This window comes from Flavobacterium tegetincola DSM 22377 (genome assembly GCF_000425485.1).
Taxonomy (GTDB): Bacteria; Bacteroidota; Bacteroidia; order Flavobacteriales; family Flavobacteriaceae; genus Flavobacterium; species Flavobacterium tegetincola.
The window spans coordinates 81,039-107,645 of sequence record NZ_KE384383.1; the positions used below are offsets into that span (position 1 = coordinate 81,039).

Consider the following 26,607-nt stretch of genomic DNA (forward strand, 5'->3'; position numbering starts at 1 on the left):
AAGGTTTTAAAAAAATTAAGACAAAACTTAATATCTTAATGGTTCAAAAATAATAGTAATGTTTTAAACCGTCATCGAAAACAACTGTCTTTCCGGCGCTTTTCGTTGCAATCGCATGTCAAAAGCCATACAAATGTTTCGCACAAAGGCTTTTCCCTTCTCGGTAACTTGTACGCCATCAATGATAAATTCAAGCAATCCGTCTTCTTCAAACTCTTTGAGTTGAGGTAAAACTTCGTAAATTTCATCAAAATAAGTGGCGTCTGTACTCCAAGTTGTGTGAAACTTACACGTGATATTCAAAATATGTTGACGTATTTTTAAATCTTCTTCGGTTAAAATGTGACCTTTGTTTACGGGAATCTTGTCCCATTCCAACATTTGATAGTAATCATCAAAACTCTTCACATTTTGACCAAAACCAAACCAACTGTCGCTAATTGCCGAAACGCCTAAACCAATCATCAGTTGGGTTTTAGAAGCGCTATACCCCATGAAGTTTCGGTGTAAATTTCCTTCTTGGAAGGCTATGGTCATAGCATCCTGCGGTACTGCAAAATGATCCATCCCAATTTCAAGATAACCACTTTCGTCCAATTTTCGTTTTCCTTCTTCATACATTTCGCGTTTTGCATCATCTTTTGGTAGATCTTCATCCTTAAAACCACGTTGTCCGTTTCCTTTAATCCAAGGCACATGAGCATAACTATAAAATGCCAATCGGTCGGGAAATAATGATTTTGTTTTCTCAATCGTATCGTAAATATCTTCTATAGTTTGAAATGGAAGTCCGTAAATCAAGTCGTGACTGATGGAAGTATAGCCAATTTCTCGTGCCAAATACGTCACTTTTGCCACATTTTCAAACGGCTGAATTCTGTTAATTGCTTTCTGAACAGTTTCAGAATACGACTGTACGCCAAAACTCACCCGTCTAAAACCTACATTATACAAACTTTGCAAATGCTCTCGAGTGGTATTGTTGGGATGCCCTTCAAAACTCATTTCACAACCCGGATGTTTATTTGCTAAAGCAAAAATTCCGTTGATTAAATCTTGCAAATTATTGCTTGAGAAAAATGTGGGCGTTCCACCGCCTAAATGGATTTCTTTAATAACAGGTTTTTCGTCAAAAAGCTCCGAATACAAACGCCATTCTTTTAAAAGTGCTTTGATATAAGGATCTTCAACCGCGTGGTTTTTGGTAATGCGTTTGAAGCAACCACAAAAAGTACACAAGCTTTCGCAAAAAGGCAAGTGAATGTATAAACTTATTCCCTCGGCAGAATTACTTTGCGTAAATGATTTACGAACACTTTCCAACCACAAGTCGTGCGAAAAGGTATCTTCTTCCCAATAGGGAACGGTTGGATAACTTGTATATCGTGGCCCTGGAACGTTGTATTTTTGAATTAGTGAAGTTTTCATAGACTTTAATTTCTTTATTTTTCGTCTAATACAAATAATTTTGCCACTGATTTTTAAGATTTCCACAGATAAAACAAATTAAATCTTTTTAATCATTGTAATCTGTGGCGAAAAAAAAAACAAATATGTATTTTTATAGACCATCGAATTTGAAATTCAAAATTAATGGTATAGCTTCTACTTACAAATGATAAATGTCATATCTAAAAACCGCGTTGTCTTTTGGCTTCAAAAAGTAAAATTGCAGCGGCAACTGAAACGTTCATTGAATCAATTTCACCTTGCATGGGGATGATGATGTTTTGAGTGGCTTCATCACGCCAAGGTTTTGTGAGTCCCGTAGCTTCTGTTCCAACAACAAGTGCCGTCGGTTTCGTATAATCTTGGGTATGATACGAAGTGGAGTTTTGCAACGTCGCACTGTAAAAATTAATGTTATTTTCCTTCAAAAACGCAATCACTTCTTCTGTAGAACCCGTTGCAATTTGATTGGTAAACAAGCAGCCCACACTCGAACGAACGACATTTGGGTTGTATAAATCACTCTTCGGATTGGCAATAATAACGGCGTCGACATTTGCAGCATCGGCTGTTCTTAAAATGGCACCTACATTTCCGGGTTTCTCCAGGCTTTCGCCAATTAATATCAGCGGATTTTCTGATAGTTTCAAGTCTTTTAAAGAAAGTGATTTGGTTTTTGCTATAGCCAAAATACCTTCGGTAGTATCTCTATAAGCGAGTTTTTGGTATACGTCTTTACTTATCTCAATCTTCTCTGCAGAAGTAATTTTCAACTCTGAAAGCGCTTTTTCACTAATAAAGTCAGGAACAAATAAAATGGTTTCCAATTCATATCCACCTTTTAAAGCGAGCTCAATTTCGCGTTTTCCTTCAATGATAAACGTGCCGGTTTGCTTTCGCGTTTTGGCTTTGTCTTGCAGTTGAACGAGTGATTTTATGTAGGGATTTTGAGAGGAAGTTATTTGTTTCATTGTGTAGTTGTATAAATTTAACCGCAAGGTTCGCTAGGTTTTACGCAAAGTAAAAAAGTAATTTGCAATTAATTATTGCAAATATATAATTTATTGATGCCACGGGTTAGAATGATTGGCACAGATTTAAAACTGTAAATAAAAAATCTTTTAAATCCTTCTAATCTGTGGCAAAACCTACAAAATCCCTCTTGCTTTTATTTCTAAATATTTATTAATCGTATCCAGAGTCAGATTTTCAGGGTCGGTAAGCACCGAATAAATACCGTATTTCTTGAGTTCGTTTACAATCAAACGTTTTTCAAAAGCAAATTTCTCTGCAATTACTTTATCGTAGATTTCTTGTACGTTCTCGGCTTTTTTCTGAATCAAGTCTTCCAACTCTGTATTGTTAAAAAAGACAACTACTAATAAATGGTTTTTTGCAATTCCTTTTAAGTAGGGCAATTGACGGTGTAAGCCATCTACAGTTTCAAAATTAGTGTACAAAACTACTAAACTTCGTTGCTTCAAATTTTGTTTACAATCGACGTACAATCTGGAAAAATCACTTTCGTAGAAATCGGTTTTGATGTTGTATAAATTCTCTAAAATCAGTTGCATTTGAGACGAACGCTTTTCGGCAACCACGCGATTCTCTACCTTTTTAGAAAACGAAAACACACCTGCTTTGTCTTGTTTTTTCAGAATTACATTGGACAAAACCAACGTAGCATTAATGGCATAATCCAATAAACTCAATCCATTGAAAGGCATTTTCATCAAACGTCCTTTATCAATTACCATATAAACAGATTGCGATTTTTCATCTTGAAATTGATTCACCATCAACGCGTTTTTTTTCGCAGTGGCTTTCCAATTCAGCGTTCTGATGTCGTCTCCGGGAATGTATTCTTTAATTTGCTCAAACTCCATCGTATGACCAATTCTACGGATTTTCTTGAAACCGTATTGAAACAGCGAGTTGGAAAAAGCCATCAAATCATACTTTCGCAATTGGATGTACGACGGATAAACCGGTACCATTTGGTACTTATCAAAAGAAAAACGTCGCGAAATCAGTAATAGGGGAGAACTGATGTAAATGTTTAAGTTTCCAAAGAAGTACTCACCACGTTCTGTTGGACGGAGGTAATAACTGATTTCGTCTTGCGATGAAGCTTTTATTTTTCGAATAATATTGAAATTTCGGACTTGAAACTGAAACGGAATCTCATCAATAATACTTGCAGAAACAGGGAAAGTATAAAAGTTTTTGATACTTACATTAATTGCATTTTCGTCGCCGTTGGATAGTTTTTCAGCCATAATTCGGCTGGCTTCAATTCCTTTTTTAGCAAAGAATAAAATTACAATGTCAATCAGTAGAAATACCATTAGTATTAAAAAAGCAATCCACGAAATTTTATACAGTCTTGGGAAAAAGAAAGCCACGACAAACAGCGCTATATTGCCCAAAAGCAAATAGAAAAATAAATTATTGAGGTATAGTTTTTTAAAAAAGTTCAAATTTTATGGGCTAAAATGATAATTGTTTTATCTTGGAATTTCTACAGCTTCAATGATTTGCTTGATGATTTCAACACTTGTAATTCCTTCCATTTCGCGTTCTGGAGTAACCATCACACGGTGTTGTAAAACAGGAATTGCAGCTTCTTTAATGTCTTCAGGCGTTACAAAATCACGACCACGCAAAGCCGCAAAACCTTTTGCCGCATTCAATATTGCGATAGAAGCACGAGGTGAGGCACCTAAATATAAGAAGGCATTTTCTCTCGTATTGATAACAATTTTGGCAATGTATTCGAGTAAATGTTGCTCCACTACGATTTGCTTCACCAAAGTTTGATACGTTTCAATAATTTGAGCGGTAATGATTTTCTTAATATTTTGGAGTTTATTATTGTTTTGCAATGAATGTTCGCGCTGCAAAATAATCACTTCCTCATCCAATTTTGGATAATCAATTATAATCTTGAATAGAAAACGGTCCAATTGCGCTTCAGGCAAACGGTACGTTCCTTCTTGTTCAATTGGATTTTGGGTGGCAATTACTAAAAAAGGTTTGTCCAAAATATAAGTTGTTCCGTCCATCGTGATTTGACGTTCTTCCATGACTTCAAACAAGGCCGCTTGTGTTTTGGCAGGAGCTCGGTTGATTTCGTCAATTAAAATTAAGTTTGAAAAAATCGGTCCTTTTTTAAAGGTAAATTCGGATGTTTTTAAATCAAAAACACTTGTTCCTAAAATATCCGATGGCATTAAATCGGGTGTAAACTGAATTCGGCTGAAGCCAATATCCATCGTCTGTGCCAAAAGTTTTGCGGTAATTGTTTTGGCAACTCCAGGAACACCTTCCAGTAAAATGTGTCCGTTAGATAAAAATGCCACAAGTAACTGGTCAATCATTTTTTCTTGACCTACAATTACTGTATTTAGTTCGGCTTTCATTGCTGTAATGCTGTTTTGCAATGCCGTTAAATCCAATCGTGATTGAAAATTCACATTTTCGTTTGCTGCGGTATCTTGATTTATTTCGTCCATCTTAGCTAAATATTTTTTCAATTAATGTATTAATTTCAACCAAATCATTTTCCACACTTCTATAATTTCCCTTGCGGTGTTCATTGATTTTGTAGAACAATTGTTTTAAGTCTTCGGCATTTTTGCCTGTTTTTTGTTGGAGCTTCTGTACAAATTTATCGTCAAGAGTTGTAGTATCTAACAAAAATTCACGTCGTATTTTATCCAACAAATAAATGATTTTTTTATCAATAATAGTAGGATGATTGCCTTCTTGAAAATATAGATTTCCAATGGTTTTGGTAAATTCTACAGTAGTATTTGCTAAAGGTTCCACGATGGGAACGATGCGTTGTTTTCTTTTGGCATTGAACACGATAAAGACTAACATTCCCAATAGAAACAAGTACCAAGCATTTTTTAAGGCAGGCTGACTAAATATAAATCGCATCGGATTTTGCGAAATATAGCCTTCGCGTAAATCTCGTGTGTACCAATAAATAGTTCCTTGCGGAAGGTAAGACAGAACCTTTTCGGCATATTGAAAGTGGTTGTTTTTCAATAAATGATAATTTGTAAATGCAGTGGGTTGCAAATGCAAGTAGAAATAACCTTGGTGGTACGGTACTTTTATAAAATTGGCGTAAGCTTCATCATCACCTTGATAACCTAAAATGGTGGTGGATACGGTATCAATTTCCGAGAAATAATTGGTCCCTAAACCTTCTGTTAAATTATATTTTTCAACACCTAATTTTTCATTGGCAAGCCAAACAGCTGTGGTAGGATTTATTTCAAAATTGGAATTAAAATTGAATTTAAGACTGTCCACCAGCATTTGCGGAAGCGATTGCATACTCAAGAAAACCGTATTTCCATGACTGGCAAAATAAAGCAGTTCCTTTACCGATTCAGTATCAAAAGTGGATGTTTCACTGATGGACACAAAAGTACCTGATGTTTTGTATGTAGCTACTAAAGTGTCGTAGTTGTATAAATCGTCAAAATACTCGTAAGGTGTTACGTTTACAGTGTTTAATGTATCCGGTTTTAAAAGCGAATGCAATTCTTTGTTGAACACATAAAGTCCAAACGGAATTTTGTCGTTTATGGAATAAGTGGGCGTCCAATTGATGGGTTTTGGCGCCGTAGAATCTAGGGCAGCAATGCTAACTAGCACAATTACCAAGAAAATCAAGTAGGTTCTTATCGACTTATCCATTAATAAATGCTTTGAATTGTGGTGTCAAACGCTTTTTTTGCTTTTTCAAATTCTGTTGCAGTCAATTCAAATTCTCCGTACCAAATGTAATTATATAAGTAGGACAAGTATTCAAAATTGGCTTTCAATTGCGGTGATTTTATTTCATAAAGGTAGTCGGAATTGGTTTTTTCCACATCCCATTCGATGAGTTCCTTTTCAGACATTTTTTTCAATACAAATAAGTAGTAATACCGAATAGTTAAACGGTGTTCTCCTGATTGTATGCTTTGTTTGATTAATTTTTCAAAATCCACTAAATGTAAATTCTTCTCAATTTCGTCGTAGCGAATTAAATTCGCATCGGATTTTGATCCAAAAATCCACGTGCCTTCCTTATTAAGAATTGCTTTGACAATAAGATAAATAACCACTAAAATTAGTAAAACTGCAATCGTATTGATGGCATAGTCCAAAATTGTCATGGCTCTTGCACTGTCTTGTACATCAAACGTACGGTTCAGCCACTCGGAAAACCATTCTTTAAAGCGTTCCCAAATTGATTTTACAGGAGCTGCTTCTTCGTACTTAAATGCGGTTCCATTATAATTTTCCTTAAAATTTTCTTTAAAATAAACCGGAACAACATCCGACGTGTCAATTGCAACTGCAGTGGAATCTGTCGTAATTTTTGACGCAGGTGTAGACTGACTCCAAAGTGGAATTATGCTAAAAAATAAAAGGATAAGGACAAATTTTTTCAAAGCAGCTTAAACGATTTTAGGAATAGAATTATATTTTTTGGCAACAATATGAGGGAAAATCAGATAGTAAAATGAAATGAGCGACAAGGTGGTTAAAATGATAAAAACATTCATCCAATTGGGCATTTCAAGTGAATAACGGGTTACAAATCCTTCCAGAAATCCTGCTGCAATAGTAAAAGGAATGGTACTTAAAAAGATTTTAAAACTATTTCTAAACCCAATTTTTAACGAATTCATACGAGAAAAAGTTTGCGGAAATAAAATGGAAGCACCTAAAATAAATCCGGCCGCCGATTCAATTACGATGGCGAAAATCTCCATGGAACCGTGAATCCAAATTCCTTGAACGCTTTCCCAAAAAACACCTTCTTGGTAGAAAAAATATTGAAAAGCACCAAGCATTAAGCAGTTCTTAAATAAAACATAGAATGTTCCTATCCCGCCAAAAATCCCCATGATAAAACAATAGGCACCCACTCGTAAATTATTAATTGTAATTCCGATAAATCCGCCCCAATTAGAACCTGTTTTATAAATGGCAACTGGATTTCCATCTTTAATATTTTCTAAAGTTGTATTGACATAAGTATCGCCCAAAATCAGTCTTGTAACGTCATCATCATACCTGGCCGACAAAACTCCAATGCCAACCGACATGAAAAATAATAAAAAGGCGTACAAAACATGGCGTCTGTATTGAAAGAGCAATAGTGGCACTTCCTCAGAAAAAAAGTACAAGAGTCGGTTTTTTTCTTGTCTTTTAGTTTTATAAATGCGTTGGTAAATTTGCGAAGCTAAATAATTAAGGTAGACAACGGTCTTACTTTTAGGGTAATACGTTTGTGCATACGATAAATCATTGATTAAATGTATGTATAAGCCTGCAATTTCATCAGGATTTTTTTTAGCTTTACCGAAAATTGCGGCTTCAAAATCGAGCCATTTTTCTTTGTTTTGTTTTATGAAGGCAACTTCTCTCATCGTAGGCTAAATTATAAAATATGTCAGAATTATCCATCAATACGACCCAAAATGTAACTATTAATTTTACAGCCGCTTCCATTGGCCATAGATTACTCGCATTTGGCATTGATTTACTCATCATAATCGCCTATTTAATCAGTGTCTTTTTGTTGATGGCTTACACCGGCTTTTCAAGTTTTGTGGACCGTATGGACGGTTGGTCTCAAATGGCAATTCAATCTCTTGTTTTTTTACCGGTGATGTTTTACAGCTTGCTTTTTGAAACCTTTTTTGAAGGCCAAAGCTTAGGAAAAAAAATAGTTCGGATAAAAGTGGTTAAAATTGAAGGTTATCAAGCGAGCTTTGGCGATTATTTAATTCGGTGGTTGTTTCGGATGATTGATATTGTCATCAGCAGCGGCGTTATTGGTTTTATTTCTATCATTATGAACAAGAAAGCCCAGCGTCTTGGCGATATGGCAGCGGGAACTTCAGTAATTACTTTGCGAAATAATATAAATATCTCAAGTACAATTTTAGAAGAAATCAATGACGATTATAAACCCATTTATTCTTTAGTAATTAAACTGTCTGACAATGATGTTCGAATCATTAAAGAAAACTTTATCCGTGCGAAAGCAGGAAATGACTTAGAATTACTAGCTAAATTGACTGAAAAGATTGAATCTGTTACAGGAATTAAAAATCAAAGTGGTAATCATGTTGATTTTATCAATACGATAATGAAGGACTACAATTATTATACGCAAAGCATGTAGTTTCACTTAAAACCATTTCAAAGATGACCATTTTTTCTCTTCTCGATTTCATAGGAACCGTTGCTTTTGCTTTGTCTGGTGCTTTAACGGCAATCAATAAAAAGCTGGATCCATTTGGCGTGTTCATCATTGCGTTTGTTACGGCAGTTGGTGGAGGAACATTGCGCGACATCATGATTGGAAGGACACCAGTCAGTTGGATGTTAGATTTGCGGTACGTTTACTTGATAATTTTTGGTTTTATATTGGCCATAATTTTTCGAAAGAAATTAGACCGTTTTAGAAAATCTCTATTTTTATTTGACACCATTGGTTTGGGTGTTTTTACATTAATAGGACTTGAAAGAGGAATCATTTTTGGACTGCATCCCGTAATTTGTATTGCTTTGGGAACAATGACTGCATGTTTTGGAGGTGTCATTCGGGATATTTTATGCAATGAAATACCTGTGATTTTTCGCCGTGAAATTTATGCTACGATTTGTATTTTCGGTGGAATTGTGTTTTTTGCACTTAAAGAAATCAATTTGAATCAAGACGTTTTATACATCATCACATCCTCTGTTATGATTAGCATGCGACTCTTTGCTGTAAAATACAAGTGGTACTTGCCTACACTACATAAAGCTTAATTTGTAACGTGAATAAATCCAGTCATTGCCTTTGAATAATCGCGGTCGTTTAAATGTAAGATATAATAATAGGTACCAGGAGTTACTTTATCTCCCATAATTCTCGGGCCTTTATTGGCAAATCCATTCCAATCCTCAGTTTGATTATTTCCTTCCCACACTAAATTTCCCCAACGGTTGTAAATTTCCAATTTGAAATCCATAAAAATATCACGCAATCCTTCTATAAAAAAAGTATCGTTGGAACCATCATTATTTGCCGTAACCAAATTGTATATTTTAGGCGGACAATTTTTTATTTCTAAATAAAAGGGCACGATGTTGAAACAAAATTCGGTATTTACGCGAATTACTATTTGCTGTGGCGAAGAAAACGTTTCATACGATGTCAGGTCTACGATGGGATTTTCTTGTGCATTGGCATCAGCGGCATTATTGTAAAAGGTAACTTCATCTGTGGGATTCATCTTTACAATGTCTTCATAGATAGATAAGTCAAAAATCCCTCGACCCAAAAGTAAATTACAAGTTTTCAGCGTTTCCAATGTTGGCGTTGCTGGTCCAGAAAAAAGTACAATAGGTTGTGAAAAATCGTTATTATTTTCATCCAATTCTTTTTGAATTCCGACACCATTCTCAGTTTGATCTACTATGAATTTCAATTCAAAGTCGAGCGGCAGGTTTTCGGGAATTGTAATGGAAATAATGCCACTTTCAAAGCCGTCAATTGGAATTGAATTTTGGGTAAGAAATGTAGTGACATAAGTGGTATTAGCAAAAATACTAACTGGAATTCCGGACGGCAATTGATCGGTACTGTTGGTATTGAAAACCGTATACGGTACAGAAAGTACGCGCGAATTGCATTGAATTTCAGGGGATTCAAATGTAATGGTGGCGTCTGGAAGTTGGTTGTTTAATTTTGAAATTACGGTAGAGATCATCACAAAATCTTGCAGGGAAACCAACTCAATAGTTGCTGTAGGATTGCTCACTTCTATAAAATCTTCAATGTCATAAACGTCCAAATCCATATTATACAATTGATCAGAGCCGGTAAAACTATTGGTGCTGTTAAACGCATTATTTAGCGGATTGATAGCATTAGTCAGGTCGAAACCGTTGAATTTAAACGTCTCTTCATTCGCTAAATCTGCATCGCCTTCCCAAGCGATAAAGCCCAGTTTTGCACCCAGATTGTCCACCACATTCATATTGTTTAGCGTCAAAGTCAAGGTGTTTTGTGCTTGCGATACCGCCTGAAGTCCGTCATAAACATTGAGCTGGTTTACTGGTAAAGCATTATTTTTGTAAACAATTAAAATCGCCCAACCGCCAAAATTCGTTCTGTTTTGACAATAACCTGAGCCTGTAATGAAAGGTTGTAAATCCAATTCGGAAACCGTGTAAAGTCCATTTCCATTGGCTTTAATGATATTTGTGACATCCGCATAAGCAGAAAAGTAATCTAAGTTATTTCTAAAAAGCGGAAAGTTTCGTTCGGAATTTACAAGTTGACCGTTCAGTTTAATTTCAAAATCTCCTGTTCCTGATCCAGCCCAATAGATAAAAGCCTTTTCTACTTGATCATTATCTTGCAACGTCAAGCTTGCAGCCGAAGTATTGAGGATTGTGCATAAGTTATTGAGGTTATTTCCAGAAACGGTATTTAACGTATTTCCTACTACTGTAAAGTCATAACGGCCATTAAATTGCTGCCAAAGAGCCACGTCTTGACCAACGCAATTTGCATTGGTAAGCCAAAATAGGATACAATAAAACAGCCAAAGAGTAGTTTTCACAGAATAAATGTGGATTTAAAAGTTTAAAGATAGCTTTTTTTGTCAAAATCATTCGCATCAATTTTAGTGATTTTTCAATTGCTATTGGTGGCTATTCCTAAAAAAATCAGTAATTTTCCCCATTAAATGTAGCCTTTTGAATATGTATACTGTTCGGTTGTACCAAAAAAATGATTTTGATTCTTGGAATGCTTTTATTGATCAAGCAAAGAACGCCACTTTTCTGTTCCATCGTAATTTTATGGAGTATCATGAAGATCGATTTGTAGATTATTCTTTAATCATCGAGGATGGTAGTAAATGTGTTGCCGTTCTGCCAGCCAATTTTTCAAATAATCAGGTTTTTTCGCATCAAGGACTTTCGTATGGAGGTTTAGTTTATGATAAAAAGACAAAATTAGCAACAGTGCTTACTATTTTTAAATATATTTTGGAATTCTTGAAGCAGAATGAAATTAGCAAATTTCAGGTAAAATTAACACCCTCTTTTTACACTGATTATCCTTCAGACGAGTTGAATTACGCACTTTTTTTGACAGAAGCTAAACTGATTCGGAGAGATACACATGCTATTATTGAATTGCAGAAGGGAATTTCTATTACAAAAGGACGAATGGAAGGTGTTGCAAAAGCGATAAAGCAAAAATTGATCATTAAAGAAGAGACTGAATTTCATGCCTTTTGGAACCAAATTTTGATTCCGAATCTTGCAGAAATGCATCAAGCTAAACCTGTGCATACATTAGAAGAAATACAGTATTTACATCAGAAATTTCCAGATAATATAAGGCAATTTAATGTATATCATTATGATAAACTGGTTGCTGGAACTACTATTTTTGAAACCAAAAATGTAGCTCATGCTCAATATATTTCAGGAAATAATGATAAAGGTAAATTGGGCAGTGTAGATTTTTTATACCATCATTTACTCACAAATATCTTTAGCCATAAAGAAATCTTTGATTTTGGAATTTCGAATAGTAATGAAGGTAAAACCTTAAATGGAGGTTTGTCTTTTTGGAAAGAAAGTTTTGGAGCACACATTATTTCCCAAGATTTTTATGAAGTAAATACAGCTAATTATGGTCTTTTAGAAAACGTAGTACTATGATTCAATTTTTAGATTTACATAAAATAAACCAACCCTACGAAGCACTTTTTCAAGCAAAATTAAAATCAGTTTTGGATAAAGGTTGGTACATTTTAGGAAACGAAGTGGAAAAGTTTGAGAACCATTTTGCGGATTATTGCGGCACAAAATTTTGCATTGGAGTAGGAAATGGGTTGGATGCTTTGATATTAATTTTTAAAGCCTACATTGAATTGGGAAAACTCCAAAAAGGAGATGAAATTATCGTTCCTGCAAATACGTATATTGCAAGTATTTTAGCGATTTTACAAGCCGATTTAATTCCCGTTTTAGTAGAGCCGGACGAGAAGACGTTCAATTTAGATCCCAATTTATTAGCTGAAAAAATCACTTCTAAAACAAAAGCAATTTTGGTGGTGCATTTATACGGTCAATTGGCGGATATGAATAAAATTAATGATTTTGCAAACCAACATAGTTTAATAGTTGTCGAAGATGCTGCACAAGCACATGGAGCAAAAAGTGAAATCCCAGAAAATAAACTCCAAATTTCAAATTCCAACACTCAAAACCTAGAACCTAGAACTTATAACCTACAACAAGCAAGTGCCTACAGCTTTTATCCTTCTAAAAATTTAGGAGCACTTGGTGATGGAGGAGCAATTACCACCAATGATCTTGATTTAGCGAACGTACTATTTTCACTTCGAAACTACGGTTCAGAAGTGAAATACCATAATGATTTTATTGGTGTGAATTCTAGATTAGACGAGCTTCAAGCAGCTTTTTTAAATGTAAAATTGCCTAATTTAGATTCAGAAAATGAGCGACGAGTTGATATCGCAAAGAAGTATTTAGCAGAAATAAAAAACGATAAAATCACATTGCCTTTTTATGATAATTCGACTAATCATGTGTTTCATTTGTTTGTAATTCGCACCAGAAACCGCAATGAATTGCAAGAATATTTAGCTAAAAATAGCATCCAAACGCAAATTCATTATCCAATTCCGCCGCATAAACAAAAAGCGTTAAAAGAATTGAATCATCTTTCTTTTCCAATAACTGAAAAAATGCACGATCAAGTACTTTCTTTGCCAATGAGTCCTGTTTTGAGGGATGAAGAAGTGGCACAAATCATTCAAATTATAAACCAATATTAATTTGAATTTTATAAAAAAAATACTGCAATCACAGTTATTCAAGATCTCATCTTTAAACAGTGTGAGCGTTTTGATCAAAATGGGTACAGGATTGATTACCTCGAAAATGATTGCAATTTTTGTAGGGCCAAGTGGAATGGCTTACATTGGTAATTTTAGGAATTTCATTACAACTCTAGAAGGCTTTTCTACGCTAGCATTTCCGTCCGGCATTGTAAAATATGTAGGTGAAAATGAAAATAACGAAAAGCAACTGAATCAAATTATTACAACCATATTAGTTACTTTCTTAGTATTATCTAGTATAATAAGTTGTGTATTATATTTATATTCAGATGTACTTTGCGCAAAAATATTTGGAAGTAATTTAGAATTTCAAATTGTATTTAAGGTTGTAGCAGCTGTGTTACCATTTAGCGTTGTGTCGGTACTTTTTGTGAGTATTATCAATGGTTTAGGAAAGTACAGTAAACTTATTTACGCAACGATTATAAGTAATGTTTTAGCTTTATTATTGACAGTTTTATTGATTTACAAATTTGAATTACTTGGAGCACTACTGTCAATAGCGGTAAGTCCGGCAGTTCTTTTTGCTGTTACTTTCTTTTATGTGCCAAAGGAATTACAGATACTAAAAAGAATAAATTTAAAACAGTATGATTTCTCGATCATCAAAAAATTATCTGGATTCTCCTTTATGATCTTACCGTCCATTTTGTTAAGTCCTTACTTGACACTTGAAATACGTAAGTTTTTAATTGAACGAGTCGGACTTATTGATGCTGGTTTTTGGGAAGCAATGACACGGGTTTCCAACTTATATCTAATTTTTATCAGTACACTCATTAGTCTTTATTTTTATCCCCAATTGATAAAAGCTACTAATGCAATTCAAACAAAAAAAGTTTTTGCAAGCTTTTATAAAACTATTGTTCCTCTATTTATTTTGTGCTCCATTGCAATCTATATTTTTAGATTTTGGATTCTCAAAATACTTTATAGTGATGAGTTCCTACCTGTTTCAGATCTATTTGTTTGGCAAATGGTAGGCGACTTATTTAAAATCTGCGGAATGATTTTGGGCTTTCAGTTTTTGGCAAAAAAGATAATTATACCATATATTGTATTCGAAGTTTTATCAATTGTGTTTCTGTATTTTTTAAGTATATATTGCATCGAAACTATTGGAGTTCAAGGAGTTTTGATTGCGCAAGCTATTGAGCATTTTCTCTATTTCATTATTTTATTGTGCTATTTTCGTAAAATGATATTTTAATATTTAATTTTTTTCAGTACATGACTAATGACTTATTGATAACCGTTTTTGTTCCTGTTTACAATGGCGAAAAATATTTAGAACACACTTTACAGTCGATTCAGCAGCAAACGTACGCCAATATTGAAATTTTGTTGGTCGATGATTCTTCGACAGATGGAAGTTTAGAAATTTTAAATCATTTTGCTGAAAAGGATGCTAGATTTAAAGTTTTTGTCAAAGAGAATGGAGGAATTGTAGCTAAATCAATGAATTACATTATGCATAAAATTCAAGGTGCTTTCTTTTTTTACAGTTCTCAGGACGATCTTTTTTCGCCAGATTTAATTGAAAAAATGGTGTCGAGACAAATAGAAACTGCAGCGGATACGGTGCTTCCCGATATGGAATTTTATTTTGAAGGTAATAAAGACAACGCACAAATTATCGGTTTAAACTCCAACAAAAACATTCAATTAAAAGGAAAAGAGGCGTGTTATGCATCTTTAAATTGGACTATTCATGGTTTTGCAATGTTCAAAAGTAGTTTAGTACAATCAGAATTTTTTCCAGAAGACGCTTTTGATTCAGATGAATATGTGACACGAAAATTATTTTTAAAAAGTAATAAGATAGTATTTAGCGGTGGATTGTTCTACTACCGTCAAGACAATGAACATGCCATTACAAAGTCGTTTTCTAAGAAAAACTTTTACGTTTTAAACACTTCATGGAAGCTGTTGAAATTGCTTAAAGAAAATAATTTTGATGAAGAAGTAGTTTTTAAGCATCAATTGGTTTTGATGCAACAGTATTTGGATTTTCGTATACTTTATGAAAGATATTGTTTTGAATCTGAAGACGATAAAAATGAGGTCAATCTTTTTTTGAATCAGTTTAAAGAAAATAATTTTAAAACTAACTTTTATTATACTAACTTCAACTACGTAATACGGAATTTGAAGTTTTATTATCTAGGTTTTGTTTTAGTAGTAAAGTCACCCGTTTTGTTTAAAATTTTTAGGATATACAAAAAGCTAAAATCGTAATTAAAGTTAATGATTAGTCGTTTTAATCTTTAATCGGACTTTCAATTCTAAGATGGCATACTTAAAAAGTAATCCAAAATCCCGAGTGTCAAATGCAACTGTCATTTCATAATGAATTTTTTTCAACATTGCTTTAAATTCGGCTTTGTTGCGGTTTAATAGAAATATTTTTTCCACAATTATATAAGTTGAATAATTAAATTTTCTAGTTCGCTTATTGTTCTTTTTCAAAAACAAACTGTAAAGTGAACTCTCTAAAACCCTTTTTTTGATTAAGATTTCATCAATGTATTCGAGGTTGTAAATTCGTGAAGCTCTAATCCAAAAGTCATAATCTTCATAAGCTAGATTTTCATCATAACCATTTAATTGCATAAAAACTTCTCTTTTAACTAATGCACTGACCGAGCACAAAGTGTTTTCTCCACTTAAGAGGCCAATGTAGATGTCTCCATTTGCTTGTAAATTGATTCTTTTTCTGTTGGAATCCGTTTTAAAGTAATCCTTTAAAAACGAGCTGTCTTCTGAGATTAATGCTGCATTTCCATAAATAAATCCTAGATTTTTGAAGCTACTATTTTTAAAACCTTGTAATTGTTTGGAAATACAATCAGGAACCAAAACATCATCTGCAGCTAGATCAATAAGAAATGCACCTTTTGAAATTTTAAAAGCGTTATTAAAGGTTTTAGTGTTGCCTAAATTTTCAGTGTTTTTAATAAAAGGAATAGCAGGATTTTCTTTTAACCAATTTTCAATCACTTGAACTGAATTATCGGTACTAAAATCGTCTGCAATAATAAGTTCAATATTTTTATGGGTTTGATTAATTACCGAATTTAAAGCTTCTACAATGTAGGGGCCTTGGTTATAGCAAAGACAGATGACGGTAACTAATGGGTTGTTTTGCATGAATAAATAATAATAATATTATATTTGCTAAAATATAAAATTAATTGAAAGATCCTTACATTATTGCTGATATAGAGTTTTTAATTTCTACGCAAAATAAAGTGTCGTTAGATTTTTTAAAAGCTATATTTAAAGGGTATGATTTAACCAAGACCTCTATTTTAATTGTCAATCAGACTCAACCTGATATGTTGCTACATTCTGATTTTTATAATATTAGAATTGTAAATTCGTATGAAAAAGGTGTGGCAAAAAGCAGAAATTTAGCGTTGCAGAATGCAAGAGGTAAAATCGTTGTTTTTACGGATGATGATGTAGAATATTTTCAAGATACATGCCAAATTATTGTAGACGCTTACAACAGTAACAATACACCGGATGCTATTTTATTTCAGGCGCAAAAAAGTAATTCAGAATTGTTAAAGCCGTATGCAAATAACGTTCAGGATCCTATTTCCACTATGTCAATTCTAAATTGTGGAACTATAGAGATCACATTAAAAACAGAGAATTTTGATCCAAGTAGATTTAAATTTGATGAACGATTTGGCATCAACGCAGCTTTTGAATTAGGTGATGAACCCGTTTTTATAATGGATTTAAAAAGGGATGGGAAAAGGGTTCTTTTTGTTAATAAATCAATTGTGCAACATGAAAATATCACAACAATATTAAAAAACAGCGCGGAAAAAAACTATTTCATTTTAGGGGCTTTTTACAAGCGCATTTTCCCAAAGTACCACAAGATTTGGATTTTTATAAAAGTGTTTTTTGATCTAAAACAAAAAAAAATTAAAGTAAATGAAGTTTTTAATTTACTCGGTTGTGCAAAAGAAGGACGTAATAAATATATTTCTACAATAGCTAAAAACAATAGTTTATGAATATTTCGCTAATTTCGATTCCAAAAATTGAAGAACCTCGTGGAAATTTGTCGGTCATTGAGTGTGATATTTTACCTTTTGAAATGAAACGGGTTTATTATTTGTACGATGTTCCCAGTGGTGCCGAACGGGGAGGACATGCTCATAAAAATTTAAAACAATTTCTACTCGCATTAAGCGGAAGTTTTGATGTGGTGCTGAATGATGGACGAGAAAAAAGAAGCATTACGTTAAATAAACCTAATGAAGGCCTGCTCATCAATCCAGGAATTTGGCGTGAACTCAATAATTTTTCTTCGGGAAGTGTGTGCTTGGTAATTGCATCAGCCGTTTTTGATGAAAACGATTACATTAGAGAGTTTGAGGACTTCAAGACGTACAAATCTACTATTGATAGATAGAAAAGTCAATGCCGTTATTTCTTAAAAAGATTTTGATTTTTTTCAATAAAACTAGCATATTTGAAGGAGTATAGAACAGTATTTTGCTTTTAAGTGGAATGTTTTTAGGGTGAATATCTTTAAATAATTTTTGTGCAAGTTCCGGTTTACCTTCCATTTTATACTGTAACGCATATTCCATTCTGTATAAATCCAAGTACTTTTTTAAACTTGGATTGCGTAGTTCATCTTCCCTATAAAAATCAAATGCTTTTATTTTTTTCTGTAAAATCGATTTTTTTGACAAACTATTTTTTACGGAATGTACATAAGAAGCGGTTATGGATTCTCCAATAATTACGGGATATTTTAAAGCAATCCGAATCCACATATCGGTATCTTCTCCAGCAGAAACAGAGGTGTCGAAAAAACCTACCGTTTTAAAAATTTCTTTTGAAACCGCAACAGAAGAGGAAGTAGCGATGGCGTAATGCAAACTGGATTTAAAATAATCAGCTACAATTCCACTGTAATCTAATGGAATACCTTTGAATTGCGGAATATAAATACTTTGGTTTTTAAAAATCAGTTGGTAGCGTGAAGCATAAATTCCAGTATTTGGGTCCTTTTCTATTAAAGCCCTTAAATGTGCTAAATGATTGGGAAACCACAAATCATCTGCGTCCAAAAAAGCAATATAGTTCGCCGTAGCTTTCTCAATTCCAAAATTTCTTGCAACTGAAACGCCTTGGTTTTCTTTTGAAAAATACTTGATTTTAGCGTTAGTAAATTGCATTACGATTTCCTGACTTCTATCCGTAGATCCGTCGTTGACAATAATTATTTCATAATCGTCAAAGGTTTGATTTAAAACACTATTTAATGTGTGTTCAATCCAATTTTCTTTATTGTAAAGCGGAATAACGACGGAGAAAAAAGGCATATGCTTGTACTCAAATTTTGTTGTTGCCAAATGTACTTATTTTTTGACAATACTTGTAAAAGTAGTACATTTGAAATCAATAATGATGCAAGAAAAAAGCCTACAAATTGTTAGTTTTGATAATCCTTTTCCACCCCAATATGGTGGCGTAATAGAGGTGTTTTATAAAATTAAAGCACTTTATCAATTAGGATATACCATTCATTTACACTGTTTTGTAAATCAATTGCCTGAAAAAGAATCGATTTTAAGTCAATATGTAAGTAAAATCTACTTTTATAAAAACAGAAAAACCTTGTTACGTTTTTTTACTATTATTCCTTTTTCTGTTGGTTATAGAGATGATAAGGAGTTGCTTGTGAATCTAAATAAAAGTAACGCTCCCATAATTTTTGAAAGCTTAAAAACAACTTTTTTAGTAAATAAAACTGATTTTAAGCAAAAAATCATATTGCGATTGCACAATATTGAACATCAGTATTTTTTAGGAATTTCAAAAAGCGAATCTAATTTCTTTTTTAAAGCACTTTTCTATATAGAAAGTTTGAAGTACAAACGTTATGAATCCTTAATTAGTAAGTTTGACGCCTTAAGTACGTTGTCCGTCTACGAAACGAATTATTTAAATACGACCTATAAAAACGCCTATTACACGCCTGTTTTTCACGGAAATAATGTTGTTAAATCCTTGTCGGAATTTGGCGAATATGCAATTTATAATGGTGATTTGAGAACAGCTGACAATAGAAAAGCAGTGCTTTTCCTAATTGAAGTTTTTAAAGAAATTGACGATTATAATTTAATCATTGTAGCAAGTGATGGACAAAAATGGGTTGAAAATTTGATAAAAGGAGTTGAAAATATACATTTCACAAAAATGAAAGATTTTGAACATCTGAAAGATTTATTGTCATTGGCACACATTAATATTATGTTGTCATTTCAACAATCGGGCACAAAATTAAAACTCATTAATGCACTTTATAACAGTCGACATTGTTTGATAAACAGCAATATGATTGATGATGAACGGATTTTAAATTTATGCGTTTTGGCTAATTCCAAAGATGATTTTAAGAAAGAAATATCAGTTTTAAGAACGACAAGTTATGTTGATTTTGATAAGAGGGAGAAAATATTGAATAGTGTGCTAAACGATGAAGTAAATGCAACGTCTTTAATGGCAATTATTAACAACTTAATTTAAGTAATTATGGAATTGAACAGAAATGACATGGCATCTTTGATTTATGATAAGATGAATCAAGAAAAAGATATTTTAAAAAAGCAATTTTCACAATCCAAAGATAAAATTGGCTATTTCTACGTAGATAATTTGTTACCAAATGAAATTGCGCATTCAATACAGAAAATATTTCCAAAGCCCGAAGAAATGGTTTTGAAGAAAAGCATTCGGGAAAATAAATTTGTCGCTGCCCAGATGAACAAGCATAATCCATTACTCGAGGAACTAATTTTCGCTTTTCAAGATAAACGAATTGTTGATCTAATTGCTGAAATTTGTCAGATCGAAGAAGCGATTCCAGATGAAAATTTATACGCGGGAGGAATTTCAATGATGGGGCACAAGCAATTTTTGAATCCACATTTGGATAATTCGCACGATAAAGATAGGGAACTCTGGCGTGTTTTGAACTTACTTTATTATGTAACTCCAGATTGGAACAAAGAAAACGGGGGTAATTTAGAACTTTGGCCGGACGGTTTACATAAACCACAGGTAACAATTCACAGTAAATTCAACAGATTAGCAGTAATGGCAACACATAATCAATCATTGCATTCGGTTTCACCTGTGGTATTTGAAGGATTCAGATGTTGCGTTTCTAATTATTATTTTTCGACAAAACCATTAGAATCTTCGGACACCTTTCATGTAACTTCCTTTAGAGGTCGGCCAGAAAATAAAATGACGGATTTAATGCTGCAAACCGATACTTGGTTGCGCATGAACTTGCGCAAAATATTTAAAAAAGGAGTAAAAGAAAATCCGCATTATTATAAAAAAGATGCAAAAAACTAAACTGCTCTTTGAATTACTTCAAAAATAGTCCCATTTTCGCATTTCAATGTTTTTGCAGGAAATTTCATGATGATCGCATAGTCGTGCGTTGCCATAATTACAGTCTTACCATTTTCGTTGATTTTACGTAAAACTGCCATAACTTCAACACTGGTTTGCGGATCTAAATTTCCCGTAGGCTCGTCGGCCAAAATCAATTCGGGGTCGTTTAATAAAGCTCGTGCTATAGCAACACGCTGTTGTTCGCCACCAGATAATTGGTGTGGCATTTTAAAAGAAGATGCTTTCATGTCCACTTTTTCAAGAACTTCATCAATTTTATGCTGCATCTCCACCTTATCTTTCCAGCCTGTTGCTTTCAAAACAAACAGCATATTTTCATTAATACTACGGTCGGGAAGCAATTTAAAATCCTGAAATACAATTCCAATTTTTCGACGCAAATATGGGATTTCGCTTTCTTTTAAAGCCGCTAAATCATAATCTACAATGCTTGCTTGGCCTTCTTTTAATGGCAAATCGGCATAAAGCGTTTTCATTAAACTACTTTTTCCTGAACCTGTTTTACCAATAATGTAAATAAATTCACCGTGATTGACTTCCAAATTCACATTGGAAAGAATCATGTTTTTTTCTTGGTAGACATTTACATTTCTTAAAAAAAGTACGTTTTGCGACATGATAAAATTGATTTTAGTGTGGTAAAAGTACTATGTTTCGAGGGTTTTTCAAAATAAAATACAATTTGAAATGCTATTAAATCTGTTTTTCCTAAAGTTTTGTTATTTTCAGTAATATCTGTTAAAATCAACATACTAAAATTGGATTTTTGTTCGTTATACCCAATGGAAATTGATATATTTGACCTCTAAAAAATAGACCTAATGCATAAATATTCTTGGCTATTGTTCCCGTTGCTTACCGCTGGAGCCGCCACCACCGTTTCTGCTCAACAATCAGAAATTTATACCCACGACTTAAAAGATTTTAATCGCGCAGTCGAACTTTATAAAGACAAACAATATTTGTCTGCACAACAACTGTTCATCGGTGTTCAACAGCAGAACAGTCAGATGGATGTGCAAGCAGATTGTGCGTATTACATTGCCAATTGTGCCATTCGATTGAAGCAAAATGGATCGGATCAATTGATGGAAGATTTTGTAAAAAACTATCCAACGAGTTCCAAAAGAAACCAAGCTTTTATAGAAGTTGCCCAATTTTATTTTGAGCAAGGAGATTACAAGCAGTCGATGGAATGGTATGATAAAGTAGAAGAAAGTTCGTTAACGGCTTCAGAACGTGACCGCTTTTATTTCCAGAAAGGCTATGTTTTTTATACCGCTAAAAATAAAAAAGACGCTACTACGTACTTTAATAAGGTTTCCAATTCTAAGGAATACGGTTCGCAAGCCAAGTACTACTTAGGATTTATGGCCTACGAAGCAGACGATTATACTGAAGCAACAAAGCAATTTGAACAAGTGGCAGGTGAAGAAAAATACGACGAGAAAATGTCTTATTTTAAAGCCGATATGAATTTCAAGAGCGGAAAGTTCCAAGAAGCAATTGACTTGGGTAAGAAAGCCATGGCAAAATCCAATGCGGCAGAAAAGTCAGAGCTAAGTAAAATTATTGGAGAAAGTTATTTCAACTTGAAACAATACGATGCAGCCATTCCATATTTAAAAGACTACAAAGGGAAAAAAGGAAAATGGAACAATACCGACTATTATATGTTGGGTTATGCTTATTACCAGCAAAAAGATTATGAAAATGCCATTGCGCAATTCAATAGAATCATTGACGGTAAGGACTTTGTAGCTCAAAATGCCTATTATCATTTGGGTGAAAGTTATTTGAAAACAGGTAAAAAGCAACAAGCTTTAAATGCATTTAAAAATGCATCTGAAATGACATTCGACTTAAAAATTCAAGAAGACGCCAATTTGAATTATGCCAAATTGAGTTATGAAATTGGAAATCCATACCAAAGTATTCCAAGTGTTTTGAGTTCGTTTATCCAAAAGTATCCAACAAATCCCAATAATCCTGTAGTGGAAACGTTATTGATTAACTCCTACATTACTTCAAAAAATTATAAGGAAGCATTGGTTTTGTTAGAAAAAAATAAAAGTTTTGAAAACAAGCAAGCGTACCAAAAAGTAACGTTCTACCGTGGAATTGAATTGTATACTGATGGAAATTATAGCGAAGCTTTATCGATGTTCAAAAAATCTCTTGCTGAACCACGCGATGCTAAATTTGTGGCTCGTGCTACATTTTGGAAAGGAGAAACTGAATATGTGTTGGATAATTTCAGCGAAGCAATTCTAAGTTTCAAACAATTTTCAGGAAATGCAGAGGCAAAAAACACCCCGGAATTCAAGAATATTGATTATAATATTGGGTACACGTATTTCAAATTAAAAAATTACGAGCAAGCAGTAATTAGTTTTGATGCTTATATCAAAAGAGGCAAGGCAGATAAAGTGCGTTTGAATGATGCGTATTTACGTTCAGGGGATAGTAATTTTGTCACTGGAAAATATTGGCCAGCGATGGAAGCGTACAATAAATCCATTGACATGAATGGTATTGATTCTGATTATGCAGCTTTTCAAAAAGCAATTAGTTACGGATTTGTACAACGAAATGAAAAGAAAATTGAAGATTTAAACAGGTTCATAACCACTTTTACTAAATCAAAATACCGTGATGACGCCTTGTTTGAACTAGCAAATACCTATACTGCTGAAAATAAAACGGCTGATGCTATCAAAACGTACGATAAATTAATTGCAGAATACCAAAACGGTTCGTACTCTGGAAAATCTATTTTGCGTCAAGGTTTGATTTATTATAACGGCGACCAAGCTCAGCAAGCTTTGGTAAAATTCAAAAAAGTAGCTGCTGAATATCCAAATACACAAGAAGCATTGCAAGCAGTTTCTACCGCACGTTTGATTTATGTGGACAGTGGAAAGGTGGACGAATATGCCACTTGGGTAAAAACATTAAATTACATTAACATTTCTGATGCAGAATTGGATAATGATACTTATGAATCGGCTGAAAAACAATATTTGCAAAATAATGCAAAGGCGGCGATTGCTGGATTCAATACGTATACCGCAAAATTCCCGAACGGAATACACGCTTTAAAAGCAAATTTCTATTTAGGTCAGCTATATTTTGCAGATAATTTAGAAAATAATGCGATTCCGAATTATGAATTTGTGATTGCAAAACCAAGAAGTGAATATACGGAACAAGCATTGGCCCGACTTTCTTCTATTTACTTAAAAGCTAAGAATTATGATAAGGCAATTCCTGTTTTAAAACGATTGGAAGTAGAAGCCGATTTTCCACAAAACGTGACGTTTGCCCAGGCAAATTTAATGAAAGCGTATTATGACAAAGGAGATTACAGCAATGCAGTAGCTTCGGCAGATAAAGTGTTGGCAAATCCTAAAACGGATGATAAAGTACGAAGTGATGCGCAAATCATTGTAGCACGTTCGGCGGTGAAAACAAAAGATGAAGCAAAGGTGCGTTCGGCTTACGCCAAATTGTTGACCATTGCCAAAGGGGAAGTTGCCGCAGAAGCGTTGTATTACGATGCTTATTTTAAAAATAAAGATGCTAAATATGAAGAGTCGAATAAAACGGTTCAGAAATTGGCCAAAGATTATTCGGGTTACAAATATTTTGGTGCCAAAGGATTGGTATTGATGGCTAAGAATTTCTACGCTTTAAAAGACAGTTACCAAGCAAATGTTATTTTGGAAGCAGTAGTGAAAAACTTTTCTGAATATCCAGATGTAATTGCGGAAGCACAAGAAAACTTGGCTATTTTGAAAGCGGAAGAGGCTAAAACCAATTCTTCAATCCAGAACTAAAGTTGCTTTATTTAAATTTTCAAAACTAAAAAGATGATTCATAAAATCAATTATAAAATTTCAATCGTTCTGCTTTTTGCAGGATTGCAAACCACATTTGCACAGAAAAAGGACGAGAATATTGGAACAGAAGTGGTGAATGTAGTGAAATCCTATACGCCAACCGTTTCAGATGCTTTTAAAGTAAAGGAAACGCCTACATTGGACGATGAAGAAACAGCTAAAAAAGAGGTAATTAATTATAATATTTTCTCTTTTCCAGTGGCTTCTACATTTGCACCAGCAAAAGGTCGCGCTGCGGCAGTGGACAAAACGGCTCAAGAACGTTTGTATAAAAATTATGCAACTTTAGGTTTCGGTACTTATGCTTCTGCAAATGCCGAATTGTTCATTACCGAAGATGTTAATGACACCGATTATGTAGCTGGGATGTTGCGTCATCAATCTTCGCAAGGAAATATTAAAGGTGTAAAGTTGGATGATAAATTTTACGATACTGGTTTAGACTTGACTTACGCCAGCAACATGGATACCTACCATTGGAACTTGGATTTGGGTTACCAAAATCAAGTGTACAATTGGTATGGTTTACCTCAATATTTTGGGGATAATTTATCTGGGGAAGACCAAAGCAGCTTAATCAATTCTATTGATCCGCAGCAAACGTATCATAATTTCTATATTGGTGGAACTATTGGTGCAAGAGACAGTTTCTTTGATAAAGCAGTAATCAAATACAATCGCTTTTGGGATGCAACGGGTTCAGAAGAAAATCACGTGATTTTTAAACCTTCCATTGATTTAGGTGTGGCTTATTACTTCTTCAAACTGAACTTTGGAGTGGATTATTTGAGTTCAAAATTTGACCGCGCTTACTCTGCACTTCCGTTAAATCCAGCAACGACTTTCCCAAGTGAAAATGCAAATGCAATTTTATCTGCTAATCCTAATTTTCAATTGTTACAAGACGATTTGACTGTAAATATTGGAGCAGAAGTTACCTATCTTTCGGTGATGCAAAATAAATACAATGGAGATGATTTTGGATCCGATAGTAAATTTTTCGTTTACCCAAAAATTACAGCTTCTTATGAAGTTGTAGGTGATTTAATGATTGCTTACGCGGGAGCTGAAGGTGGATTACAACAGAATACGTACCGTGATTTGACCAACATCAATCCGTATTTATCGCCTACGCAAATCATTCGTCCAACGGACAGCCAGTATGATATCTATGTAGGATTGAAAGGGAAGTTGACCAATTCGGTAAGTTATAACGTTAGAGGTTCTTATTTGAGTGAAAAAGACAAACCCTTCTTCTTATCAAATGAATACACGCAAGCGCCCGGAAATGAAGCGTACGCCTTTGGAAATTCATTTTCCGTTGTGTACGATAACATCAAGACGATGAGTTTCTTTGGGGAATTAAAAGCTGATTTTTCTAAGAATGTAGCTTTTGGAATCAATGCATCATTCAATAGTTTCTCTGTAAGTTCATTAGACGAAGCATGGAATTTGCCGCAAGTAAAAGTAGGCTCTAACTTGGATGTAAATATTACTAAAAAATGGTTTGCCGGTGCCAACGTGTTTTTTGTAGGCGAACGTATGGACAAGCAAATTGGTCAAGATTTTCAAGAAATCGGAATTGAAAAAAGAACTTTGGATGCTTATTTTGATGCTAATTTAAATGTGGGTTATCGTTATAATGAGCGTTTGACGGCATTTATAAAAGCAAATAACATTGCAAATCAAGCGTACGAAAAATGGTTGAATTACCCTACACAACAATTTCAAGTACTTTTAGGAGCAAGTTATAAATTTGACTTCTAGTAAATCATAAACATTTCATTGACCCACAAGGCGAATTGTTTTGTGGGTTTTTTAATTCAAAAAAA

Annotated in this window: 23 protein-coding genes; 12 read left to right on the forward strand and 11 right to left on the reverse strand. The window is 33.8% G+C overall.

The genetic code is table 11. The features are described from left to right. Positions 1-63: 63 nt before the first annotated feature. From hemN to H602_RS0110050, 7 genes are all read right to left on the reverse strand, one after another. Positions 64-1,428 (reverse strand): oxygen-independent coproporphyrinogen III oxidase, encoded by a 1,365-nt coding sequence (gene hemN / locus H602_RS0110020; RefSeq protein WP_026977869.1) that lies wholly within the window; start codon positions 1,426-1,428, stop codon positions 64-66. A 203-nt stretch (positions 1,429-1,631) separates the two neighbouring features. After that, the gene (locus H602_RS0110025) at positions 1,632-2,420 is read right to left on the reverse strand and encodes a TrmH family RNA methyltransferase (RefSeq protein WP_026977870.1); all 789 of its coding nucleotides are present in this window, start codon (positions 2,418-2,420) and stop codon (positions 1,632-1,634) included. 177 nt (positions 2,421-2,597) lie between these two features. Next, positions 2,598-3,929, reverse strand: coding sequence for a DUF58 domain-containing protein (locus H602_RS0110030; RefSeq protein ID WP_026977871.1), 1,332 nt, complete (start codon positions 3,927-3,929; stop codon positions 2,598-2,600). Between the two features lie 27 nt (positions 3,930-3,956). Beyond that, entirely contained in the window at positions 3,957-4,964 is a 1,008-nt protein-coding gene (locus H602_RS0110035; RefSeq protein ID WP_026977872.1) for an AAA family ATPase, read from the reverse strand. Between the two features lies 1 nt (position 4,965). Further along, positions 4,966-6,165, reverse strand: a complete 1,200-nt coding sequence (locus H602_RS0110040; protein WP_026977873.1) for a DUF4350 domain-containing protein — start codon at positions 6,163-6,165, stop codon at positions 4,966-4,968. Then, the gene (locus H602_RS0110045; protein WP_026977874.1) at positions 6,165-6,908 is read right to left on the reverse strand and encodes a hypothetical protein; all 744 of its coding nucleotides are present in this window, start codon (positions 6,906-6,908) and stop codon (positions 6,165-6,167) included. The genes H602_RS0110040 and H602_RS0110045 overlap by 1 nt, the downstream gene beginning before the upstream one ends. 6 nt (positions 6,909-6,914) lie before the next feature. Next, a complete protein-coding gene (locus tag H602_RS0110050; protein WP_026977875.1) occupies positions 6,915-7,892 on the reverse strand; it encodes a stage II sporulation protein M in 978 nt (325 codons plus the stop codon). Positions 7,893-7,912: 20 nt separating this feature from the next. Between H602_RS0110050 and H602_RS0110055 the strand changes: the two genes are divergently transcribed. Both H602_RS0110055 and H602_RS0110060 read left to right on the forward strand, forming a co-directional pair. Next, positions 7,913-8,653: an RDD family protein gene (locus H602_RS0110055; RefSeq protein ID WP_026977876.1), complete on the forward strand. Its 741-nt coding sequence runs from the start codon at positions 7,913-7,915 to the stop codon at positions 8,651-8,653. Between the two features lie 29 nt (positions 8,654-8,682). Further along, positions 8,683-9,285, forward strand: a complete 603-nt coding sequence (locus H602_RS0110060; protein ID WP_026977877.1) for a trimeric intracellular cation channel family protein — start codon at positions 8,683-8,685, stop codon at positions 9,283-9,285. Here the strand turns inward: H602_RS0110060 and H602_RS0110065 are convergent. Then, entirely contained in the window at positions 9,282-11,087 is a 1,806-nt protein-coding gene (locus H602_RS0110065; RefSeq protein WP_026977878.1) for a T9SS C-terminal target domain-containing protein, read from the reverse strand. The two genes, H602_RS0110060 and H602_RS0110065, sit on opposite strands and share 4 nt — an antisense overlap. A gap of 142 nt (positions 11,088-11,229) precedes the next feature. On the opposite strand from H602_RS0110065, the gene H602_RS0110070 reads away from it, so the two are divergent. The 4 genes from H602_RS0110070 (at position 11,230) to H602_RS0110085 (ending at position 15,647) form a co-directional block, all read left to right on the forward strand. Beyond that, positions 11,230-12,201, forward strand: coding sequence for a hypothetical protein (locus H602_RS0110070; RefSeq protein WP_026977879.1), 972 nt, complete (start codon positions 11,230-11,232; stop codon positions 12,199-12,201). After that, complete coding sequence (locus tag H602_RS0110075) at positions 12,198-13,343, forward strand: DegT/DnrJ/EryC1/StrS family aminotransferase (protein ID WP_026977880.1); 1,146 nt, start codon at positions 12,198-12,200, stop codon at positions 13,341-13,343. The genes H602_RS0110070 and H602_RS0110075 overlap by 4 nt, the downstream gene beginning before the upstream one ends. A 61-nt stretch (positions 13,344-13,404) precedes the next feature. Next, a complete protein-coding gene (locus tag H602_RS0110080; protein WP_157505025.1) occupies positions 13,405-14,619 on the forward strand; it encodes an O-antigen translocase in 1,215 nt (404 codons plus the stop codon). Between the two features lie 20 nt (positions 14,620-14,639). Continuing rightward, entirely contained in the window at positions 14,640-15,647 is a 1,008-nt protein-coding gene (locus tag H602_RS0110085) for a glycosyltransferase family 2 protein (RefSeq protein ID WP_026977882.1), read from the forward strand. 6 nt (positions 15,648-15,653) lie between these two features. Here H602_RS0110085 and H602_RS0110090 read toward each other — a convergent pair whose 3' ends face one another. Further along, the gene (locus tag H602_RS0110090; protein WP_026977883.1) at positions 15,654-16,559 is read right to left on the reverse strand and encodes a glycosyltransferase family 2 protein; all 906 of its coding nucleotides are present in this window, start codon (positions 16,557-16,559) and stop codon (positions 15,654-15,656) included. 44 nt (positions 16,560-16,603) lie between these two features. Between H602_RS0110090 and H602_RS0110095 the strand changes: the two genes are divergently transcribed. Both H602_RS0110095 and H602_RS0110100 read left to right on the forward strand, forming a co-directional pair. Next, positions 16,604-17,443, forward strand: a complete 840-nt coding sequence (locus tag H602_RS0110095) for a glycosyltransferase family 2 protein (protein WP_026977884.1) — start codon at positions 16,604-16,606, stop codon at positions 17,441-17,443. After that, on the forward strand, positions 17,440-17,844 hold the full coding sequence (locus tag H602_RS0110100) for a sugar 3,4-ketoisomerase (protein ID WP_026977885.1): 405 nt from the start codon (positions 17,440-17,442) through the stop codon (positions 17,842-17,844). Before H602_RS0110095 ends, H602_RS0110100 begins: the two co-directional genes overlap by 4 nt. Here H602_RS0110100 and H602_RS0110105 read toward each other — a convergent pair. Beyond that, positions 17,831-18,796 (reverse strand): glycosyltransferase family 2 protein, encoded by a 966-nt coding sequence (locus tag H602_RS0110105; RefSeq protein ID WP_051224366.1) that lies wholly within the window; start codon positions 18,794-18,796, stop codon positions 17,831-17,833. The genes H602_RS0110100 and H602_RS0110105 overlap by 14 nt on opposite strands. Before the next feature lie 13 nt (positions 18,797-18,809). Between H602_RS0110105 and H602_RS0110110 the strand changes: the two genes are divergently transcribed. Continuing rightward, the gene (locus H602_RS0110110; protein WP_157505027.1) at positions 18,810-19,973 is read left to right on the forward strand and encodes a glycosyltransferase; all 1,164 of its coding nucleotides are present in this window, start codon (positions 18,810-18,812) and stop codon (positions 19,971-19,973) included. A gap of 6 nt (positions 19,974-19,979) precedes the next feature. Next, positions 19,980-20,810, forward strand: a complete 831-nt coding sequence (locus H602_RS0110115; RefSeq protein WP_211224078.1) for a 2OG-Fe(II) oxygenase — start codon at positions 19,980-19,982, stop codon at positions 20,808-20,810. Here H602_RS0110115 and H602_RS0110120 read toward each other — a convergent pair. Continuing rightward, entirely contained in the window at positions 20,807-21,490 is a 684-nt protein-coding gene (locus H602_RS0110120) for a cell division ATP-binding protein FtsE (RefSeq protein ID WP_026977889.1), read from the reverse strand. The genes H602_RS0110115 and H602_RS0110120 overlap by 4 nt on opposite strands. Positions 21,491-21,694: 204 nt before the next feature. Between H602_RS0110120 and H602_RS0110130 the strand changes: the two genes are divergently transcribed. Both H602_RS0110130 and H602_RS0110135 read left to right on the forward strand, forming a co-directional pair. After that, the gene (locus H602_RS0110130) at positions 21,695-24,712 is read left to right on the forward strand and encodes a tetratricopeptide repeat protein (RefSeq protein WP_026977890.1); all 3,018 of its coding nucleotides are present in this window, start codon (positions 21,695-21,697) and stop codon (positions 24,710-24,712) included. Positions 24,713-24,745: 33 nt separating this feature from the next. Beyond that, positions 24,746-26,542 carry a TonB-dependent receptor gene (locus H602_RS0110135; RefSeq protein WP_026977891.1) on the forward strand — a complete coding sequence of 599 codons (1,797 nt, stop codon included), beginning with the start codon at positions 24,746-24,748 and terminating at the stop codon, positions 26,540-26,542. Positions 26,543-26,607 lie beyond the last annotated feature (65 nt).

Excerpts from the sequence above, each read along its gene's own strand:
- H602_RS0110070 (WP_026977879.1), top strand. The coding sequence starts at position 11,230 with ATGTATACTGTTCGGTTGTACCAAAAAAATGATTTTGATTCTTGGAAT.
- H602_RS0110090 (WP_026977883.1), bottom strand. The coding sequence starts at position 16,559 with ATGCAAAACAACCCATTAGTTACCGTCATCTGTCTTTGCTATAACCAA.
- H602_RS0110115 (WP_211224078.1), top strand. The coding sequence starts at position 19,980 with ATGGAATTGAACAGAAATGACATGGCATCTTTGATTTATGATAAGATG.
- H602_RS0110055 (WP_026977876.1), top strand. The coding sequence starts at position 7,913 with ATGTCAGAATTATCCATCAATACGACCCAAAATGTAACTATTAATTTT.
- H602_RS0110120 (WP_026977889.1), bottom strand. The coding sequence starts at position 21,490 with ATGTCGCAAAACGTACTTTTTTTAAGAAATGTAAATGTCTACCAAGAA.
- H602_RS0110035 (WP_026977872.1), bottom strand. The coding sequence starts at position 4,964 with ATGGACGAAATAAATCAAGATACCGCAGCAAACGAAAATGTGAATTTT.
- H602_RS0110075 (WP_026977880.1), top strand. The coding sequence starts at position 12,198 with ATGATTCAATTTTTAGATTTACATAAAATAAACCAACCCTACGAAGCA.
- H602_RS0110040 (WP_026977873.1), bottom strand. The coding sequence starts at position 6,165 with ATGGATAAGTCGATAAGAACCTACTTGATTTTCTTGGTAATTGTGCTA.
- H602_RS0110050 (WP_026977875.1), bottom strand. The coding sequence starts at position 7,892 with ATGAGAGAAGTTGCCTTCATAAAACAAAACAAAGAAAAATGGCTCGAT.
- H602_RS0110085 (WP_026977882.1), top strand. The coding sequence starts at position 14,640 with ATGACTAATGACTTATTGATAACCGTTTTTGTTCCTGTTTACAATGGC.
- H602_RS0110135 (WP_026977891.1), top strand. The coding sequence starts at position 24,746 with ATGATTCATAAAATCAATTATAAAATTTCAATCGTTCTGCTTTTTGCA.
- H602_RS0110130 (WP_026977890.1), top strand. The coding sequence starts at position 21,695 with ATGCATAAATATTCTTGGCTATTGTTCCCGTTGCTTACCGCTGGAGCC.
- hemN (WP_026977869.1), bottom strand. The coding sequence starts at position 1,428 with ATGAAAACTTCACTAATTCAAAAATACAACGTTCCAGGGCCACGATAT.
- H602_RS0110025 (WP_026977870.1), bottom strand. The coding sequence starts at position 2,420 with ATGAAACAAATAACTTCCTCTCAAAATCCCTACATAAAATCACTCGTT.
- H602_RS0110100 (WP_026977885.1), top strand. The coding sequence starts at position 17,440 with ATGAATATTTCGCTAATTTCGATTCCAAAAATTGAAGAACCTCGTGGA.